The sequence below is a fragment of the Streptomyces sp. R41 genome (genome assembly GCF_041053055.1).
Lineage (GTDB): Bacteria > Actinomycetota > Actinomycetes > Streptomycetales > Streptomycetaceae > Streptomyces.
In genome coordinates this window covers 204,923-221,821 of sequence record NZ_CP163443.1, presented here as the reverse complement: position 1 = coordinate 221,821, position 16,899 = coordinate 204,923, and the positions used below count along the sequence as shown (strand labels likewise).

At 67.8% G+C, this 16,899-nt stretch carries 14 protein-coding genes and 4 pseudogenes; 8 read left to right on the top strand and 10 right to left on the bottom strand.

The window, feature by feature from the left end; translation table 11 throughout:
- Positions 1-146: 146 nt before the first annotated feature.
- From AB5J53_RS01180 to AB5J53_RS01170, 3 genes are all read right to left on the bottom strand, one after another.
- Positions 147-884 (bottom strand): VOC family protein, encoded by a 738-nt coding sequence (locus AB5J53_RS01180; protein WP_369243772.1) that lies wholly within the window; start codon positions 882-884, stop codon positions 147-149.
- A 92-nt stretch (positions 885-976) separates the two neighbouring features.
- Entirely contained in the window at positions 977-1,462 is a 486-nt protein-coding gene (locus tag AB5J53_RS01175; protein WP_369243771.1) for a hypothetical protein, read from the bottom strand.
- Positions 1,463-1,582: 120 nt separating this feature from the next.
- On the bottom strand, positions 1,583-2,983 hold the full coding sequence (locus AB5J53_RS01170) for an MFS transporter (RefSeq protein WP_369243770.1): 1,401 nt from the start codon (positions 2,981-2,983) through the stop codon (positions 1,583-1,585).
- Positions 2,984-3,079: 96 nt separating this feature from the next.
- Here AB5J53_RS01170 and AB5J53_RS01165 point away from each other — a divergent pair, with 96 nt between their 5' ends.
- Together AB5J53_RS01165 and AB5J53_RS01160 are read left to right on the top strand one after the other, a co-directional pair.
- Complete coding sequence (locus tag AB5J53_RS01165) at positions 3,080-4,018, top strand: sigma-70 family RNA polymerase sigma factor (protein ID WP_369243769.1); 939 nt, start codon at positions 3,080-3,082, stop codon at positions 4,016-4,018.
- A gap of 25 nt (positions 4,019-4,043) precedes the next feature.
- A pseudogene (locus AB5J53_RS01160) lies at positions 4,044-4,312 on the top strand (site-specific integrase); the annotation flags it as partial.
- A gap of 180 nt (positions 4,313-4,492) precedes the next feature.
- Here the strand turns inward: AB5J53_RS01160 and AB5J53_RS01155 are convergent.
- The 3 genes and pseudogenes from AB5J53_RS01155 to AB5J53_RS01145 all read right to left on the bottom strand — a co-directional run.
- On the bottom strand, positions 4,493-6,250 hold the full coding sequence (locus AB5J53_RS01155) for a hypothetical protein (RefSeq protein WP_369243768.1): 1,758 nt from the start codon (positions 6,248-6,250) through the stop codon (positions 4,493-4,495).
- Between the two features lie 105 nt (positions 6,251-6,355).
- Complete coding sequence (locus AB5J53_RS01150; RefSeq protein WP_369243767.1) at positions 6,356-6,604, bottom strand: hypothetical protein; 249 nt, start codon at positions 6,602-6,604, stop codon at positions 6,356-6,358.
- Positions 6,605-6,771: 167 nt separating this feature from the next.
- Positions 6,772-7,853 (bottom strand): annotated as a pseudogene (locus AB5J53_RS01145) (IS3 family transposase); the annotation flags it as partial.
- 34 nt (positions 7,854-7,887) lie between these two features.
- Here AB5J53_RS01145 and AB5J53_RS01140 point away from each other — a divergent pair.
- Both AB5J53_RS01140 and AB5J53_RS01135 read left to right on the top strand, forming a co-directional pair.
- A pseudogene (locus AB5J53_RS01140) lies at positions 7,888-9,146 on the top strand (IS110 family transposase).
- 21 nt (positions 9,147-9,167) lie between these two features.
- Positions 9,168-9,356, top strand: a pseudogene (locus tag AB5J53_RS01135) (IS701 family transposase); the annotation flags it as partial.
- A 93-nt stretch (positions 9,357-9,449) separates the two neighbouring features.
- Here the strand turns inward: AB5J53_RS01135 and AB5J53_RS01130 are convergent.
- Positions 9,450-10,937, bottom strand: coding sequence for an FAD-dependent monooxygenase (locus tag AB5J53_RS01130; protein WP_369243766.1), 1,488 nt, complete (start codon positions 10,935-10,937; stop codon positions 9,450-9,452).
- Positions 10,938-11,283: 346 nt separating this feature from the next.
- Between AB5J53_RS01130 and AB5J53_RS01125 the strand changes: the two genes are divergently transcribed.
- Entirely contained in the window at positions 11,284-12,111 is an 828-nt protein-coding gene (locus tag AB5J53_RS01125) for an alpha/beta fold hydrolase (protein WP_030172753.1), read from the top strand.
- A gap of 259 nt (positions 12,112-12,370) precedes the next feature.
- Here AB5J53_RS01125 and AB5J53_RS01120 read toward each other — a convergent pair whose 3' ends face one another.
- Together AB5J53_RS01120 and AB5J53_RS01115 are read right to left on the bottom strand one after the other, a co-directional pair.
- Complete coding sequence (locus AB5J53_RS01120) at positions 12,371-12,814, bottom strand: VOC family protein (protein ID WP_147474078.1); 444 nt, start codon at positions 12,812-12,814, stop codon at positions 12,371-12,373.
- Between the two features lie 595 nt (positions 12,815-13,409).
- On the bottom strand, positions 13,410-13,997 hold the full coding sequence (locus AB5J53_RS01115; protein ID WP_369243765.1) for a TetR/AcrR family transcriptional regulator: 588 nt from the start codon (positions 13,995-13,997) through the stop codon (positions 13,410-13,412).
- On the opposite strand from AB5J53_RS01115, the gene AB5J53_RS01110 reads away from it, so the two are divergent.
- The 3 genes from AB5J53_RS01110 to AB5J53_RS01100 all read left to right on the top strand — a co-directional run bounded on the left by AB5J53_RS01110 (position 13,996) and on the right by AB5J53_RS01100 (position 16,413).
- Entirely contained in the window at positions 13,996-14,133 is a 138-nt protein-coding gene (locus AB5J53_RS01110; protein ID WP_369243764.1) for a hypothetical protein, read from the top strand. The two genes, AB5J53_RS01115 and AB5J53_RS01110, sit on opposite strands and share 2 nt — an antisense overlap.
- Before the next feature lie 259 nt (positions 14,134-14,392).
- Positions 14,393-15,142: a glucose 1-dehydrogenase gene (locus tag AB5J53_RS01105; protein ID WP_319753993.1), complete on the top strand. Its 750-nt coding sequence runs from the start codon at positions 14,393-14,395 to the stop codon at positions 15,140-15,142.
- A 413-nt stretch (positions 15,143-15,555) separates the two neighbouring features.
- Positions 15,556-16,413: a transposase gene (locus AB5J53_RS01100; protein WP_369243763.1), complete on the top strand. Its 858-nt coding sequence runs from the start codon at positions 15,556-15,558 to the stop codon at positions 16,411-16,413.
- A 149-nt stretch (positions 16,414-16,562) separates the two neighbouring features.
- Here AB5J53_RS01100 and AB5J53_RS01095 read toward each other — a convergent pair whose 3' ends face one another.
- On the bottom strand, positions 16,563-16,778 hold the full coding sequence (locus tag AB5J53_RS01095; RefSeq protein WP_369243720.1) for a hypothetical protein: 216 nt from the start codon (positions 16,776-16,778) through the stop codon (positions 16,563-16,565).
- Positions 16,779-16,899: the final 121 nt, after the last annotated feature.

The following is a 16,899-nucleotide window of genomic DNA, read 5'->3' as shown; positions in this document are numbered from 1 at the left end:
TGCTCGGTGAGCGAGCTGATCTCGCCCCCCCCGACACGCAAGCTCTCGCCGCCCGAATCGACTGAGACGCCGCAGCGCAACCCACCAGGGGTCATGGCGCATGAGCAGACAGGGCTCACGTGTCGGGGTGTCGTCAAAGCTCCACGTCAGGACCGGGCGAGGACGCAGAACTCGTGGCCCTCCGGGTCGGCCAGGCACGTCCACGGGACGTCGCCCTGGCCGACGTCGAGGTCGGTGGCGCCGAGGGCCCGCAGCCGGGCCACCTCCGCCGCTTTGTCGTCACCGGCGTCCGGCACCAGGTCAAGATGGACGCGGTCCGGCACGGTCTTCACGCCAGTGCGGAGGAACTCGAGATACGGGCCGACACCCTTGGCGGAGCGCCACACCGCATGATCGTCGGTCACCTCGCGCAGGGTCCAGTCCATCGCCTCGTCCCAGAACCGGGCCATGGCCCTCGGATCCGCACAGTCGACCACCACCCGGGCGATCGGCCCGGTGTCCCGGTAGATCTCCCGAGGCTCCAGCACGCAGAACTCGTTGCCCTCCGGGTCGGCGAGGACCGTCCACGGCACATCGCCCTGGCCCACGTGGGCGGGCGTCGCACCGAGAGACCGGAGGCGCGCGACCAACTCCGCCTGATGGGCCGCAGAGGTGGTGGCGAGATCGAGGTGCACACGGTTCTTTGTCGCCGTCTTGGGTTCCGGGACGGCAATGACGTCGATGCAGACACCGACCGGGTCCAGCCAATCGAAGCCGGCGGGTTTGGCAGCGGTCGCGCCGGGTTCCTGGCTGGAAACACCCCAGCCGAGCGCCTCCGCCCAGAACCGGCCGACCGCCGAGTCATCAACAGCCTTTATGTTCACCAGAACAGGTCGCAGTGTCATGCCGGCGATCCTATGCACCCGCTCTGCAACGACGTCCGCAGGTACCGTCGCCGAACGGGGATCAACTCTCCGACGAGACACAGCCGCGGCGTTCAGGACCCTGAGGCGGGCCGACGGCGCCGGGCGGGCAGGCTCGCGATCGGCACGGGTCCGCTCCCGTCACGTGCGGCATGTAGTTCGAGATCGAGCTCCGCGACGATCTTTCTCAGTATCGCTGTGGTGGCGCGCTCGGCAGCCAGGGCCGTCGCCGTGCCGGCGAGCTTTTCCTTGAGCTCAGAGATCTGCTCCGCCAGTGCCTGAGCCACCAACGGCGTGTGGCCCTGGGCCCGAACGCGGGCCTGGAAGTCCTCGATGAGGTCCAGCACGACGTCGGTCACCTCGCGGAAATCGCTGATCCCGTGCGCATCCAGCCAGATGGCGAACGCCTTCACGTCGGCCGCGAGGTTGGTGAAGGAGCCGATGCTGATGTACTCGCCCGGACGCTGCCGCCCACCCGGCTCCACCGGCTGCGGGTGATCGAGAGCGGCCTGCATGATGGCACGGCAGTGACGGCTCAACGCCGCAGGAAACACCGGCATGTTCAGGCTGCTGACGGAGAAGCCGGCCGCTGCACGGCGAGCACGGCACGGCGGTGTTCCGTGCAATGCGCGCCGTTGCGTGCCTGAATCAGCAGATCGTGACGTGCCTGAATCAGCAGTTCAACGGTTCGGCGTGAGCACCGGTGCCGTGGGTGCGGGGGCCGGGGTGAGCCGGCGGCCCGGGATGGCCAGTGCCGCCACCGCTCCCGCCAGCGACAGCGCGCCGCTGACGGCGATCGACGCGGTGAACCCGTCGGTGAAGGCGGCCGGGCCCGCGTAGCTCCCGGCCTTGCTGAACACGAGGGCCAGCACCGCGACTCCGAACACTCCGCCCAGTTGGCGGCCGGTGTTGAACACCCCGGAGGCCTTGCCGATCTGTTCGGGCGTGACCGCGTTGAGTACGGCGGTCTGGGCGGCGGGCATCGCCATGCTCACGCCGGTCCCGGCGATGAGCATCGGAGCGATCATCTCCCCGTACGGCACGGACGGTGTGGCGATGAGCGCGAGCCATCCCATCCCGGCCGCCTGCAGGGCCAGCCCGAGTGCGGCCAGCGGCCGCGCGCCGACCCGGTTCGTCAGCCTGCCCGCCAACGGCGCCACGACCGTCACCGATGCGGTCCAGGCCAGCAGGTGCAGCCCGGCGCCCAGCGGAGCGTCTCCGCGACCTGTCTGGAAGTACTGCGCCGAGAAGAACAAGGACCCGTAGAGCGAGGCATAGAGGAACACCCCGGCGGCGTTGCCCGCCGCGAAGCCGGGAAGCCGGAACAGCCCCAGCGGCACCATCGGCCGCTTGGCGACGCGCTGCCAGGCCACGAAGGTGATTGCGCAGAGCCCGCCCGCGATCAGCGCCCCGACCACCTCGGCGCTGCCCCACCCGGCGGCGTGCGAGCGGACCAGTCCCCACACCAGACCGAGCGCGGCACCGGTCACCAGCACCAGCCCGCCGGCATCCACGCTGCCTCCGCCACCGCGGCTTTCCGGGACCCGGCGCAGCACCAGAGGGATGACGGCCAGGCCGATCGGCAGGTTGAGCCAGAAGATCCACTGCCAGGCGAGTCCCTGGGTGACGGCGCCACCCACCACCGGGCCTGCGACCACCGCGAGCCCGGTCAGCCCGGAGAAGAGCCCCAGCGCTTTCGGCCGGTCGGGCGGCGGATAGACGGCGCTGAGCAGCGCCATCGCCAGCGGCATCACCAGTGCCGCACCGGCGCCCTGCACCGCCCGCGCCGCGATCAGCCAGCCCACGCCCGGTGCGAGCGCGCATGCCGCCGACGCCGCGGTGAACAGCGCCAGCCCGGTCGTGAAGACCAGCCGCCGTCCGAACCGGTCGCCCAGCACGGCTCCGGTCATCAGCAGGACGGCGAAGGTCAGGCTGTAGGCGTTCACCGTCCATTCGAGTTCTTCGATCGAGGTGCCGAGATCCAGCCGGATCCGGCTCAGTGCCGTAGTCACCACGGTGGCGTCGAGCGCCACCATCACCGAGGCCGCGGAGGCGAGCCCCAGAACCCATTTTCTGTCCATATGAGTACCGACCGGCGGCGCTGCTCAATTGGCCGGGCCGGACCCGATGAATTCCGGTGGCCTGGTGTGTCTGTACAAGAAAGGGAGGAACACAGGGTGACCGTGATCGAGCAGCCACACGACGAGTTCGTCCGCCTGACCGGGCCGTTCCGAAGAGAACTGCTGACCCACTGCTATCGGATGCTGGGGTCGGTGCAGGACGCGGAGGACCTCGTGCAGGAAACCTATCTGCGTGCCTGGCGGTCGTACGAGGATTTCCAGGGCCGCGCCTCGCTGCGCACCTGGCTCTACCGGATCGCCACCAACGCGTGCCTCAACGCGCTGCGGGACGGTAGCCGCCGCGTGCTGCCTGCCGGGTTGGGCGGCCCGGCCACCGACCCGATCACGCTGGGCCGGCGGGATCCGGAGATCCCGTGGTTGGAGCCGATCCCCGACGAACAGGCCGATCCGGCGGCTGTCGTGGCCGGGCGGGCCGGACTGCGACTGGCCCTCATCGCTGCCCTGCAGCACCTGCCCGCGCGGCAGCGGACGGTGCTCATTCTGCGGGACGTGCTGGCCTGGTCGGCGGAGGAGGCCGCCAACGTGCTCGGCATCACCCCCGCTGCGGTGCACAGCACACTGCAGCGCGCCCGGGCCCGCCTTGACCGGCTGGAACCGGCCATCGACGAGATCGCCGAGCCTGCCGAGCAGGAGCAACGCGCCCTTCTCGACCGGTACGCCGACGCGTTCGAGCGGGCCGACATCGCCGCGTTGACCCGGCTCCTGACCAAGGACGCGGTCTGGCAGATGCCTCCCAATCCGTCGTGGTTCGCCGGCCGCGACAGCGTCATCGGGCTGCTCGCTGCCAGACTGCGCGGCGAGGGCACCCGGCTGGTTCCCCTCCGGGCCAACGGGCAGCCGGGCTTCGCCATGTACCACGACGGCGACGCCTTCGCCGTCCAGGTCATCACATTGCGCGGCCCGGCCATCGCCGCTGTCACCGCCTTCCACGACCCCGCCCTCGTACGGCGGTTCGGGCTGCCTCTCCGGATCTGAACGCTCCCCGGATCTGGTGGAGTACCGCTTCGGTGCCACCGCGGAGTCGCCGGTCGATCCGTTCAACTGGCCGCGCACCGCGGGGACTTCGGTCTGCGCATCCCGCCGTCACAGAGGGCGATGCGCGACTTCTACGTCCCCGCGGCGGAGTTGTGCGGCGTCCGCCCGGGGTACCTCCACCGGGAGCACGGCCGGTGGGGCCGGTTCGTCGTCGTGGGCAAAGGCGCCCGAGGATCGGGGCGGCGGCCGCGCGAGGCATACATGTTCCAGGAGGGCCGCGCCCTGCCGTGGTGGTAGATCGAGGAGATCCGTGGCGAGTTCAGGGACGACGCCGTGCATCGGTGAGAGGCCGCTGCCGACGGCGAAGGCAAGCCGCGCTGGCGACTTGTCCAACGAGCGGTGGGTGTTGATCGAGCCCGTGATCACGCCCTGAAAGGGCGCGTAGCCCTCGGTCAGCGATCATCATGCCGCGTGTCAGTTCCCGCGGCACAGCTCCCGTTCCGCTGTTACCGGGTCGCTGGGGAAGCGGAACGAGGTGCGCGCCCAGGATCCGGCGAGATTGCGCAGGAATCGACCCGGGGTGAGCGGATCCCGTGTAGCGGCTTGGAGGTCGGCGAGGGGGCCGCAGCGCAGGGCGTGGCGGGCCGCGTTGACATGGGCCGGGTCGAGGCCGGAGGGCAAGTCGGCCGCATCGCCCCGGTCGGCGGCGAGCCAGGCGGCGGGCAGGTGCTTGTCGTGGCCCACGCGGCCGCCGTCGACTCGCTGGGTGTGGGCGGCGAGTGGATAGGCGAGCCCGATCGGATCGAGCGCGGCGCCGTCCAATGGCACGACGGCCCCGTTCCAGCCGAGGACCACATAAGTGGCTGTCACCGAGGGCGAGTTGGCGGCCATACTGTCGTGTCCGCCGAGCAGTAGCGTGGGCGCGCCGGTGCGCTCGGCCTGCTGCACCTCAAGCGCGTGGGCGAGATGCCAGGGCGCGCCCGCGAAGGTGTGGTGGACGGGGTGGGCGTCGGCGTTGCGAAGGGCGTATACGCCGTGTTCGTCCGCGATCCCGGCCGGGCCCATCTGTCCCTCGTACGGAATCCGCAGCCAGCCCGCGCACACCACGGCCCAGGTACCGACTCCGACCGCGGCGAGCGCGCTCGCCCGTGTGACGGGCACGACGAAGACGGGCAACAGCATCAGCAGCATCCCGGGCAGCAGCATCCGCCCGTGCATGAAGTCGCCGCCGACCTTGATGACGTACGCCCAGCACAACAGTCCGGCGACGACGGGTGCGAGCGCGGCGAGGAGCCTGGATCGGCCGGGAGAGGAGTGGCCGAACGGTGCCGTGGCCCGCTCGGTCCGCTGCCCGCGCGAGGGCAGCACCGCGGCGGCGATGAACAGTGCGGGCAGCCACAGCAGATAGGGCCCCGAGAAGTCCCCGAGATAACCGAGACCCCGCTCCCACAGGCTCTGCGAGGCCTCCTTGGCGACGGCGGGCAGTGGCACGAGGTGCCCGTAGTAGCCCGCACGGAAGATCTCGTACGTGCCCGGAAGCGCGCCCGCGACCGCGACTCCCGCGAGGGTGCCCTGCCGGGAGGGCCGCGCCAGGAGCCACTGCGCGCCGAGGAAGACGACGGACACGATTCCCAGGTCGGGCCGTACCAGGGGCCCCAGGCCGAGCAGCAGTGAGGTCGCGAGGGACTGGGCGCGTGTGGTGAGGGCGAGCCAGGCCCCGGCGATCCAGCAGGTGGCGAGCCCTGTCTCGAGTCCCGAGGTGGCGAAGTCCCATACGGGCGGCAGTGCGAGCAGGACGAGGGAGCCGAGCGGAAGCACTGCCCGGTTGCCATGCAGTCGCAGCGCTCCGAGTCCGGCGAGCGCGAATCCGGCGGCGGTCAGCAGAAGCCCCCCGTACACCGCGGCCGTCGCGAGATCCACCCTCGCCAGTCCAGCGGCCGCGAGCAGCCACTGCCAGAGCGTGCCGGTGGAGGACTCGACCCGCTCGCCCGCGTTGAACACGGGCCCGTTCCCCGCCAGGATCTGCCGCACGGTCCGTACGTAGATATAGGCGTCGTCGGACATCCAGCGCCGCTGAAACCCGGCAAGCCCCACCACAAGCGCAGGCACCATCCACACTGCCATGCGCAGCAACGGCTGCCGGGACGCGTTCCTGCCGGGCAGCAGCTCATTGACGGAGGAGGGCAGCCGGACCGCGCGGCGCCGGTGGGCAGGGGAGTACGTCGAGGTCATGATCCGTTCATCGGCCCTCGACACCTCAAGCTTGAGAGGGCGATTCGTGATGTGATCTCCGTTTCGGGTGGGGTGAGATCGGCTGATCGCGGGCTCGTGGTCGGGTTATCGGCGAGGCTGGGTGAACAGACCGGGCTCGGTCTCGGTGAGGATGCCGCGGCCGGCCGCGAACTGGCACACGTCATGGACGATCAAGAAGTACCCGGCCATGCCCAACTGCGCGATGACCGACAGCTCGTGGTCGAGCTGCCGCCACGCGGCGGCGGCGGACGGCTCGTCGCGGTCTCCCCACCGCGGGGTGCCGGCCCGTTCGGCGAGGTAGCGCAGCCAGGAATCCGGGAGTGAGCAGGACACGTCCCTCGCCTCGGCGAGCCCCCGGAACGCCGGAGCACGGGCAGCGCTCGCGCGCGCGGAGCCGGCCGTCCGAGATGCGATCAGCAAAGCGAAAGGTGGACCTGCGCAGGATCGGGGACTGGCTCGGTGGTCTGTGAGGGCTCCGTTTCCAGAACCGCCAGGGTCGCCCAGCGGAAGACCGCGAGGCGGGCCTCACTGGCCCCGTTCCACCGCTTGCGGCCCTGGAGCGTCTCGCGCTTCATGGTCGCGTTCAGACTCTCCGCGGCGGCATTGTCCGCACTTGTGCCGACCGCCCCTCGCGATCTGGTCACGCCCAGCTCCGAGCAGACCTGGGCGAACTCCTTCGACACATATTGCGCCCCGTTGTCGCTGTGAAATATCGCCCCGCGCAAACCGTCCCCGCCACGGGCCCTCGCTGCGGCCCTGAGCGCGTCGGTGACCAGCGAGGTCCGCATGTGGTCGGCGATCGACCAGCCCGTCAGGCGTTTCGAGCACAGGTCCAACACCGTTGCCAGATAAAGGAATTGGCCGTTGCCGATCGGGAGATAGGTGATGTCTCCCACGTACTTGGTGTTCGGCTCCTGGGCAACAAAGTCCCGCTGGAGCAGGTCCGGCACCGGTGTCGCCGACGGCTCGGGAATGGTGGTGCGGACCTTCTTGCGCAGGTGCAACCCGACGATGTGGAACTTGCGCATGACGCGCTCGACCCGCTTGTGATTAACCGGCCTCCCGGCCTCCTTCAGCTCGGCGGTGACGCGCGGAACCCCATAGGTGCCGTCCGATTCCTGATGGATCCGGTTGATGTGCTCGGCGAGCTCGGCATCCGCCCTCGCCCGGCCGGCCCGCGCGGATGCGCCGGCCAGCCACCGGTAGAAGCCGGAACGCGAGACCGCGAGTATCCGGCACAGCCGCTTGACGCCGAAGGCGCCACGGTGATCCTCGACGAACTGGAAGCGGCTGCTCACCAACTGGTCTCCGCCGCAAAATACTTCGCGGCCCTCCGCAGGATCTCCCGCTCGAGCTCGAGTTCCTTCACCCGCGCCCGCAGCTGCCGGTTCTCCTTCTCCATCGCGGTGGCCTCCACCGCCCCGGGCCGGGCGGCCTGCTCGGCATCCCGCACCCGCGTGCGGAGCGTCTCGTGGTTGACGCCCAGGTCCTTGGCCACCGACGCGTACGTCCCACCCGGGCTCGAGTGATACAGCGCGACGGCATCGGCCCGGAACTCAGGCGAGTACTTCGACGTCCCCAACGGGAACTCCTGTCCTATGGATCATCACGATCCAATGATCAGGGTGTCCACGCTCAAGGGGAAACGCCCCTACTGCGGTATCGACTGGGCGGAGAAGACACACGACGTTGCCTTGGTCGACGACACAGGCCAGCTGCTGGCCAAACGGCACATCACGGACGACGCGACCGGTTACAAGGACCTGCTGGACCTGCTGGCCGAGCACGGTGACAGCGAAGAGAACCCGATCCCAGTGGCGATCGAGACCAGCCGCGGCCTCCTCGTCGCCGTGCTGCGCACCGGCAAGCGACAGGTGTTCGCGATCAACCCTCTTGCCGCGGCCCGCTATCGCGATCGGCACAGTGTGTGCCGCAAGAAGTCCGATCCCGGCGATGCCCTGATGCTTGCGAACATTCTGCGCACCGACATGCGCGCTCACCGGCCCTTGCCCCACGACTCCGACCTGGCACGCGCTATCGCCGTCCTTGCCCGCGCCCAGCAAGACGCGGTCTGGAACCGGCAGCAGGTCGCCAACCAGCTGCGTTCTTTGCTACGCGAGTGCTACCCCGCAGCTCTGGAAGCCGTCGGCAAGTGGGAAAACGGCTTGTGCCGCCCCGAGGCGCACGAACTCCTCCGCCTGCCGCCCACGCCGGCCCAAGCCTCGCGGTTGACCCGTGCCCAGCTCCAGGCTGCGCTCAAGCGAGCCGGCCGAAAGCGGGGTATCGAGGCCGAGGCCGAGCGCTTCGCTTGATCTTCCGCGCCGAGTGGACCCATCAGCCGCCGCTGGTCGAGGAGGCACTCGGCACCCAGATGTTGGCCCTCCTCCTCCAACTCGAGGCTACCTACAAGGCCGCCGATGGCCTCGCCGCGGCGGTGGAAGAGGCTTTCCTCCAGCACCCGGACGCCGAAGTGATCCTCAGCTTCCCGGGGCTCGGCGTCCAGCTCGGCGCTCGGGTGCTGGCCGAGATCGGAGACGACCGTTCCCGGTTCGCCGATGCCCGCGGCTTGAAGGCCTACGCCGGCTCCTCGCCCGTGACCAGAGCCTCCGGAAAGAAGTCATCCATCACCAGGCGGTGGGTGAAGAACGACCGTCTGAATCACGCAGGTTATCTCTGGGCGTTTTCGGCGGTGAACGGCTCGCCCGGTGCCAAGGCCCACTACCGCAGGCGCCGCGACGAGCACGGAGACTGGCATGCAGCCGCCCAGAGGAACCTCTTCAACCGCATGATCGGCCAGCTCTACCACTGTCTCCAGCACCGCACGCTCTTCGACGAGAACACGGCCTTCCCCTCACAACTCGCCACGGCCGCTTGACGAGTTAAGCCGTGAGGTGTCTACCGCGAACTCAAGCACGGCCTGGGCCTGGACCACTTCGAAGGCCGATCCTGGCCCGGCTGGCACCACCACGTCACCCTCGTGACCGCCGCCCACGCCTTCCTCACCGAACAACGCCTGGCCCCAAAAGCACCCAGTCCAGCAGCCTCACCCTCTACCAGATCATTGATGCACTCCAGGACACCTTGAGGTGCTGGACCGGCATCTGCACCACCTGCCAACAGCCGCTGCCCAGCAGGACACACAGAACACCGAGATCAAGAACGACCTAACGGAGTCCTACTAGTCGGGTGAAGGGGCTACAGAGCTGGAGCCCTGTGTGCCGCACCATTCGGTCAATGCTTGACGGGCCGCGTCGATGCGATGTTCAGGTGACTCGTCCGAGATAGCCCATGCGATATAGGCGTCTGGTCTGACCAGAACACTCTTTTTGGTAGCGCCCTTCGGGGATACGATCTCCACCTCGCCAGCCCACTCTGTGATCAGTGAGGGGAAGCGCTCCGTGTCGGACGGTGTGACAAGGACGAACCGTCGCTTACGGAGGGCTTCGTAGAGTCTGCGTCCGTCGCTGAGGGGGACGTCAGGTGCCCGCTTCCCGACAAGGGGATGCGCGCCGACCGCGGCGGCGTAGGAAATGTCGATTCCCGAGATTGCCATGGCCAGTCGTCGGGCCACTGGTGGGGTTTGCAGCACCGTACGCGCTGACAAGTCACGGAGGCCGCACAATGCCCGTGGCGTGGTGAGGACGCCGCGGAGCAGTGCCCCGCTCATCCGCAGAACCCGGTGTCCCACCGGGTGCCGTTCGTTCTGATAAGTGTCGAGCAGGGTGTCTGGTGCGCGGCCACGCTGAACGGCTGCGAGTTTCCAGCTCAGGTTTGCGGAGTCCTGGATGCTGGTGTTGAGGCCCATGCCGCCGGCCGGGGAATGGACGTGGGCGGCGTCGCCGACGAGGAATACTCGGCCTACTCGGTAGCGGGGTGACTGGCGTTCGTCGCTGTGGAATCTGGAGAGCCAGCGAGGGTCGTGCATGCCGAAGTCGCTGCCGAGCGCCTGGCGGGCGACGTCTTTGATTTCTTCCAGATCGACCGATGCGTTGTCGGGCATGGGGTGGTGGCGATTCCAGGCCATGACCCTGAACCAGCCGTCGCCGAACGGGACGACAATGGCGAAGGCGTCTCCGGTCGCTGCCACCGTGGGCGGCTTCTTCGGCGGATCAGCCATCCGGACGTCTGCGAGCATCATGGAGCGAACGGCGGAGCGGCCGGGGAATGGGAGGCCGAGGGACTGGCGCACGCAGCTGTTTCGTCCGTCTGCGCCGACGACGAAGTCTGCGCGCAGGCTGTGTTCAGTGCCGGCTGGTGTCTTCACGGTGACGTCGACACCGCTCGGGTCTTGCTGGACGCCAGTCACTTCGTGGGCCCGCATGATGTTCACGCCGTGTGTCAGGGCGCGGGACAGGAGCAGTCGCTCGGTGTTGTACTGGGGCGTCACGAGCACGTGGGGGTAACGGGTCGGCAGGTGCGACAGATCGATCCGCAGAAATTGCAAGATCGGGTTACGGAGGCCGGTCAGCAGCAGGTCGTCGCCCAGGCCGCGGGCGTCCAGTTGCTCCATCGTTCGGGCGTGAACGGCGAATGCGCGTGTCAGCTGGGATTCCCCTTCTCGCCGTTCCACGACGGTGCAGCGCACTCCGGCCTCGGCCAGGTCACCTGCGAGCAGCAACCCCGCTGGACCAGCACCGACGACCAGCACGTCAACGTCGGATCCCATGTCCTGCCCTCCGCGTGTCACAGAACGAGTAGTAACGACCCGTGATCACCTGGCTGCCGCCCGCCACCGGTGGTGATGTTCAGGGCGGGTGGGTGACTGTGCCAGGGAGTTCACTCGGGTGGCGTAACCGGTGAATTCTCCTGACCGCAAGGACCACCGTACGAGACAGACCACTTCCTCGCCTGTCAGGCAACGACCGTCCCACTCGTACCGAAGCAGTGGTTCCAGACGCGCTGAATCGCTGCCCCGCAATTAATGTTGACCTTATGCGGCGCCGCTTTCGCGTCACATCCCCGGAGGGCGTGACGTAAGGGGCCCGCGAGCGGACATCGAGAGGAGCGCAACCATGCCCTTCGCCACCGCCGAGGACGGCACGCAGATCTTCTACAAGGACTGGGGCTCGGGCCAGCCCGTGCTCTTCTCCCACGGCTGGCCGCTGACCGCCGACGCCTGGGACCCCCAGATGAAGCTCATGGTGGACAACGGATTCCGCGCCATCGCTCACGACCGGCGCGGTGGCGGCCGCTCCGGTCAGCCCTGGGACGGCAACAACCTCGACACGTACGCCGACGACCTCGCCGCGGTCATCGAAACCGAAGACCTGCACGACGTCATTCTGGTCGGGCACTCCACCGGCGGCGGCGAAGTCACCCGCTACATCGGCCGGCACGGCACGGCACGGGTCGCCAAGCTGGTCCTGCTCGGCGCGATCCCGCCGCTGATGCTGAAGACGGAAGCCAACCCTGAGGGCCTGCCGATCGAGGTGTTCGACGAGATCCGCCAGGGTGTGCTCACGGACCGCTCGCAGTACTACAAGGACCTCAGTGCCCCGTTCTACGGTGCCAACCGTGAGGGCTCGACCGTCTCCCAGGGAACGCGTGACGAGTTCTGGCTCTGGAGCATGACAGTCGGCATCAAGGGCGCCTACGACTGCATCAAGGCGTTCTCCGAGACGGACACGACCGAGGACCTGAAGAAGGTCGATGTGCCGACACTGATCGTGCATGGCGACGACGACCAGATCGTGCCCATCGTCTCCGCGGGCGCCAAATCATCCAAGATCGTCAAGGGCGCGCAGTATAAGGTCTACGAGGGCGCGCCTCATGGCCTTGCGATGGTGCCCAAGTACGCCGAGATCTTCAACAAAGACCTGCTTGAGTTCGCGCGGAGTTAGCGACGGCTCGCACCCCGGTGAACGGCAGCACTGCCGCTGGAACTGCTGGGAGTCGGCGCTGCGAATTGGCCGCCCGGGAGGGCCGGCTCATCGCCTGGCAGACCGCGCGTTGGCCGCATGCGCAAAGGGCATTCGCCGCCCGGCCGCCGCAAACCTGCGTTAGGCAGCGGCGGCGGTCGGCGGCGCCAACCATGTCCCGGACAACTACGTCCGGAGCGGCTGAATCTGGCTCGGCGGCCAGGTTGATCGGTTCGCCGTGTCAGCCGACCGGGCTTGCGCCTTGCTGGAAGACGTTGATGAGATTTCCGTCGTTGTCACGGATCGCGGTCGAGATACTGCCGTCGCCAAGGTCCATCTGCTCCCAGACGGTCGTCACCCCCAGATCACGGAAGGTGCGGGTCACGCTGTCGAGGTCCTCGACACGGAAGACCAGGGCCTTGTTGCCGATCGGGCGGATGTGGGCGGGGGGCTCTGCCGTCAGTTCAGGGATCCGCACACCGTTTGCGGGCTGAAGGAGCTCCAGCCGGAAACCGGGCCCCTCCAAGAAGGCAACGTCCGCTCCGATGGCGTCGAAGCGGGACTTCGCCAGCAGGGTGAGGCCGAACACCCGGTTCCACCACTGGATCGACGCGTCGAGGTCACTGACGGAAATCGTCACGTTGTGGAGGCTGTAGGTGAAGAGCGGCTGGGGAGGGGTGGTCATGGTGATCACTTTTCGTTGGGCGTGTGCAGTCGTTTGCGGAGGGGCACGCGAGACACTCGCGCAGTCCCGCCCCGGCGTTTCCCTGCCGTGCAGCGGAACAGTCTGTACCTGTCTACCGCCGACCCGACGTCCCCTTGCAGTAGCGAATCCGCGGGTCGCAGTACAAAGGTAGAGTTTATGGACCGTACAGTCAAGAACGTATGTCTCCTTCAAATGCGTTGCGAAGTCAGTCGATCAATGCACTATTTGAGCGCCCGCCGCCCCGTCGGCATGCGAATGGGAGCCGCGAACCAAGGTCCTGTGCGGGAATCTGTAGAGCTCGCCCGCAGCGCTCGTGTGAAACGGTCCGGCGCCGTCGGCTGCCAGAGCGTCGTCCGGCCCGCGGTGAGGCGCAGTCGATGGCGCAGCCGCACGGCCGAAGAGGGCCCGCTCAAGGGCATGACGAAAGGGGCGGGTCGGCAACTGTGCTGGGGCGGGCGGCCGGGCCACTCGTTGGAACGTACGAAGGGACGCTCGCGCGCCGATCCCAGGCGGGCCCACCCGGATCGCTGTTTGTCGGCATATCACCTGTGGACGATGCCGACCCGCAGGATGGTCAGTGCCGGGACAGCTGCTTGAGGGCGGCTTGGCCTATCTGCAGCAGAGCTGAGCCGTCCATGTCGGTCTTGGCGAGAAACTCGATGCCCTGCATGACGGCGAGGAGCAGTCGCCCGAGCTCCTGGGCGTCCGCGCTCGGTTCGACCGTCCCGTCGTCCTGGGCTTCCTTTACGCAGGCGATCAGAAGATCTTCGACCGCTTGATAGGTGGTCCGGGCTCGGGAGACCACATCCGGATCGTTGTTGTGCAGCTCGGACGTACTGTTGACCAGAAGACAGCCGCGGCGCTGCGGGTCCTCCTTGAATCCCTTGGCCACTCCCTCAACGAGCAGGGTCAGGCGTTCGAAGGGCGTCCCGGGCCCGGTAAGGACCGCCCGGACGCCGTTCAGCTGTTCCTCGCGATAGCCGTCCAGTACGTGCAAGAACAGCTGTCGCTTGTCGCCGAAGGCGCCGTACAGACTTCCCTTGCCCAGTCCGGTGGCGTCCGTCAGGTTCTGCAGTGATGTAGCCGCGTATCCCTGATTCCAGAACTGCTCGCGCGCAGACTCCAGTACCTGGTTGTCATCGAAATTCCGCGGTCGTCCCATGACAACAGCATACGTTCTTCTTGACCTGTCGGTCCAGATCGTCGGGCACGCAGCACAGGCCCGGCTGCTCGCGGTGACGCGGGAGGACCTGGGCGTTCCCCTTGTCGCCGCCGTGCAGGGCCGCCGTGCAGGGTGAGGCCGGGCGATAGGGGGCGTGCAATGCATGGCTCTCCGTCAGGGGTTTTCCCGGCGCCCTCGCGGACAGGCCTGTGCCGGCCGCCCTGTCGCGCCTCGACAGCGTGCCCGCGGTCACGTTTTTGTCCGTGCGGTCCATAACAAGGTTCTTTACCGTATAGTCCATAACTGGGCTCGGGGCCGTCCGGTTCGGGCTGTAAAACCGCAGTGACACTTGGTGCACGACTTCTGGCGTTCGCACCGGACAGGGGTAAACGATCATGGGGCAGCTTGACGGGAAGACGGCAGTCATCACCGGAGGCAACAGCGGAATCGGACTGGCCACCGCCAAGCGATTCGCACGTGAAGGCGCCCACGTGTTCATCACCGGCCGCCGGCAGAAGGCCCTCGACGCCGCGCTGGCCGAGATCGGCGGCGAAGCCACCGCCGTCAGGGGCGACGTCGCGGATCTCGCGGACATCGACCGCCTCTACGCGGCTGTCGCCGAGCGAGGCCGGCCCATCGACGTACTGTTCGCCAACGCGGGCGGCGGTCAGTTCGCTGCTCTTGAGCAGGTCACCGAGGAGCACTTCGACGCCACCTTCAACATCAACGTACGGGGAATGCTCTTCACTGTTCAGAAGGCCATTCCGCTGCTCAACGACGGCGCCTCGGTGATCCTGACCGGATCGACTGCCGCAACCTCAGGCGGCGCCGCCTTTGGCGTGTACGCCGCGTCCAAGGCCGCGGTCCGTTCCTTCTCGCGCACCTGGGCCAACGAACTAAGCGGCCGCGCGATCCGGGTGAACACCCTGGTCCCCGGCCCGATCGTCACCCCGGGCATCACCGGCCTGGCTGCCGACGCCGACCAGGCCGCACAGATGAGGGACGCCTTCGCCAGCCAGATTCCGCTGGGCCGCATGGGGCACCCGGACGAGGCCGCTGCTGCCGCACTGTTCCTCGCCAGCAATGAGAGCAGCTTCGTCACCGGATCCGAGCTTTTCGTGGATGGCGGACTCAACCAGATCTGATCGCCGCAAGAGGATGCGCTGTGCCTGTCCCGGCGAAGACGTCAGTCGCCCTGTCCGCGTCGCGATCACACCGGTAGTCACACCGAACCTAGCCTCGATCTTGCATGAGGGTCCGTCAGCTTGCTGACGGACCCTCATGCAAGATCGAGGCTAGTGGACTGTCGCGGCTAATGTTTGGGATAGAGGTGGCGCAGTTTGATGCGTGCATCGTGGGTGGTGAATTGCCAGTCCACCTGACGCTGGTCGGTGTTGGTGGCGTTCTGCCAGGCTGAGAGTTCGGTGTTGAGTGTGTCGAGGTCGCCGCTCCGGGCCGCGACTGGTACAGCGCGACCGCATCCGCCTTGAACTCGGCGGGGTAGTGCTTCATGACCACGAGATGTCCGTTCTCAGATCCTCAAGATCTAGTGTCTCGTGTGTCCAAGATCAGGGGTCAAGGCCCGTCCAGCCCGTATGACACCGACACCCGTTACAGCGTCAAGCGCGGCGCGGGCTGGGACGGCTACAAGGTCCACTTCACCGAGACCTGCGAGCCGGACGCCCCGCATCTGATCACGAACGTGGTCACCACCGACGCCACCGTCCCCGACGCGGAGATCACCGCGCCCGTCCACCACGCTTTGGCCGCGCGCGGCCTGCTGCCCGGCATCCACCTGGTCGACTCCGGCTACACCTCCGCCGCACTGCTGGTCGCCGCCGCCGAGCAGGACATCGAGCTGATGGGACCGGTCTTCGCCGACACCACCGCCCAGGGCCGGGCCGGCGACGGCCTCGGCCAGGACGCCTTCACCATCGACTGGCCGGCCCGCACCGTCACCTGCCCCCGCGGACAGCGCAGCGTCAGCTGGTCCGCACAGCGCAAACCCACCGGCACCGAGATCATCCGGGTCCACTTCGCCAAGACCGACTGCGACGCCTGCCCGGTACGCGCCAGGTGCACCAGCGCCACCAACCATCAGTACGGCCGCAGCCTGACCCTGCTCACCCAACCCCAGCAGCAAGCTCTTGACCAGCGTCGACGCCAACAGGAGACCGATGAGTGGAGGGCCGCCTACGGCACACGCGCCGGAGTCGAAGGCACCATCTCCCAGGCGGTCCGGGTGACACGGACACGGACCACGCCCTACCGCGGGCTGCACAAAACCCACCTCGGTCATGTCCTGATCGCCACGGGACTCAACCTCCACCGCCTCAACGCCTGGTGGACCGAAACCCCCATCGGCACCACCCACATCAGCCGCTTCGCCCGCCTCGGACTCGAACTGGCCGCCTGACCACCGAATCCGCCAACAAAGTCCTGAAGGACCGGGTCAAGTTGACGCCTGCCGTGATCGTGGCATGAGCTCGACGGGATGTGCGTCGCGTGAGATGCACCCTGGCGGCCGGAACGTACGTGGCGGGCCGCCAGGATGTCGTATGTCAGCTATTCGAAGAGCTTCTTGAAGACTCGTGTGGCTGCCTCGCTCTCGGCGGCGGCGGGTGACAGCTCGCTCAGGGTGTCGAGGTCGGTGTCCGCCTTCAGTTCTGCTTCCCAGGCGGCGGCGAGCTTTTCCTGCTCCTCGCGTGGTTGCTGCTGGAGGTGTTCTCGGGCGCGTGGGCTCAGAGCGGCCAGGAATCGTTCGAGGGTATCGATGGGCATTGTTTTCTCCTTGATCACGGGAGGTGTCGCTGCTGCGGACACTGTCCAAGCGTGAGCGGCGCAGACGCTGCGCGGTCGGCGCCGTGGCCTGTTTGGACCCGAACGGACGCAGCCCATGCGG

Coding starts and splice junctions, on each gene's coding strand:
- AB5J53_RS01130 (WP_369243766.1), bottom strand. CDS start 10,937: ATGGGATCCGACGTTGACGTGCTGGTCGTCGGTGCTGGTCCAGCGGGG.
- AB5J53_RS01120 (WP_147474078.1), bottom strand. CDS start 12,814: ATGACCACCCCTCCCCAGCCGCTCTTCACCTACAGCCTCCACAACGTG.
- AB5J53_RS01125 (WP_030172753.1), top strand. CDS start 11,284: ATGCCCTTCGCCACCGCCGAGGACGGCACGCAGATCTTCTACAAGGAC.
- AB5J53_RS01155 (WP_369243768.1), bottom strand. CDS start 6,250: ATGACCTCGACGTACTCCCCTGCCCACCGGCGCCGCGCGGTCCGGCTG.
- AB5J53_RS01180 (WP_369243772.1), bottom strand. CDS start 884: ATGACACTGCGACCTGTTCTGGTGAACATAAAGGCTGTTGATGACTCG.
- AB5J53_RS01110 (WP_369243764.1), top strand. CDS start 13,996: ATGACAACAGCATACGTTCTTCTTGACCTGTCGGTCCAGATCGTCGGG.
- AB5J53_RS01170 (WP_369243770.1), bottom strand. CDS start 2,983: ATGGACAGAAAATGGGTTCTGGGGCTCGCCTCCGCGGCCTCGGTGATG.
- AB5J53_RS01175 (WP_369243771.1), bottom strand. CDS start 1,462: ATGCCGGTGTTTCCTGCGGCGTTGAGCCGTCACTGCCGTGCCATCATG.
- AB5J53_RS01115 (WP_369243765.1), bottom strand. CDS start 13,997: ATGGGACGACCGCGGAATTTCGATGACAACCAGGTACTGGAGTCTGCG.
- AB5J53_RS01105 (WP_319753993.1), top strand. CDS start 14,393: ATGGGGCAGCTTGACGGGAAGACGGCAGTCATCACCGGAGGCAACAGC.
- AB5J53_RS01095 (WP_369243720.1), bottom strand. CDS start 16,778: ATGCCCATCGATACCCTCGAACGATTCCTGGCCGCTCTGAGCCCACGC.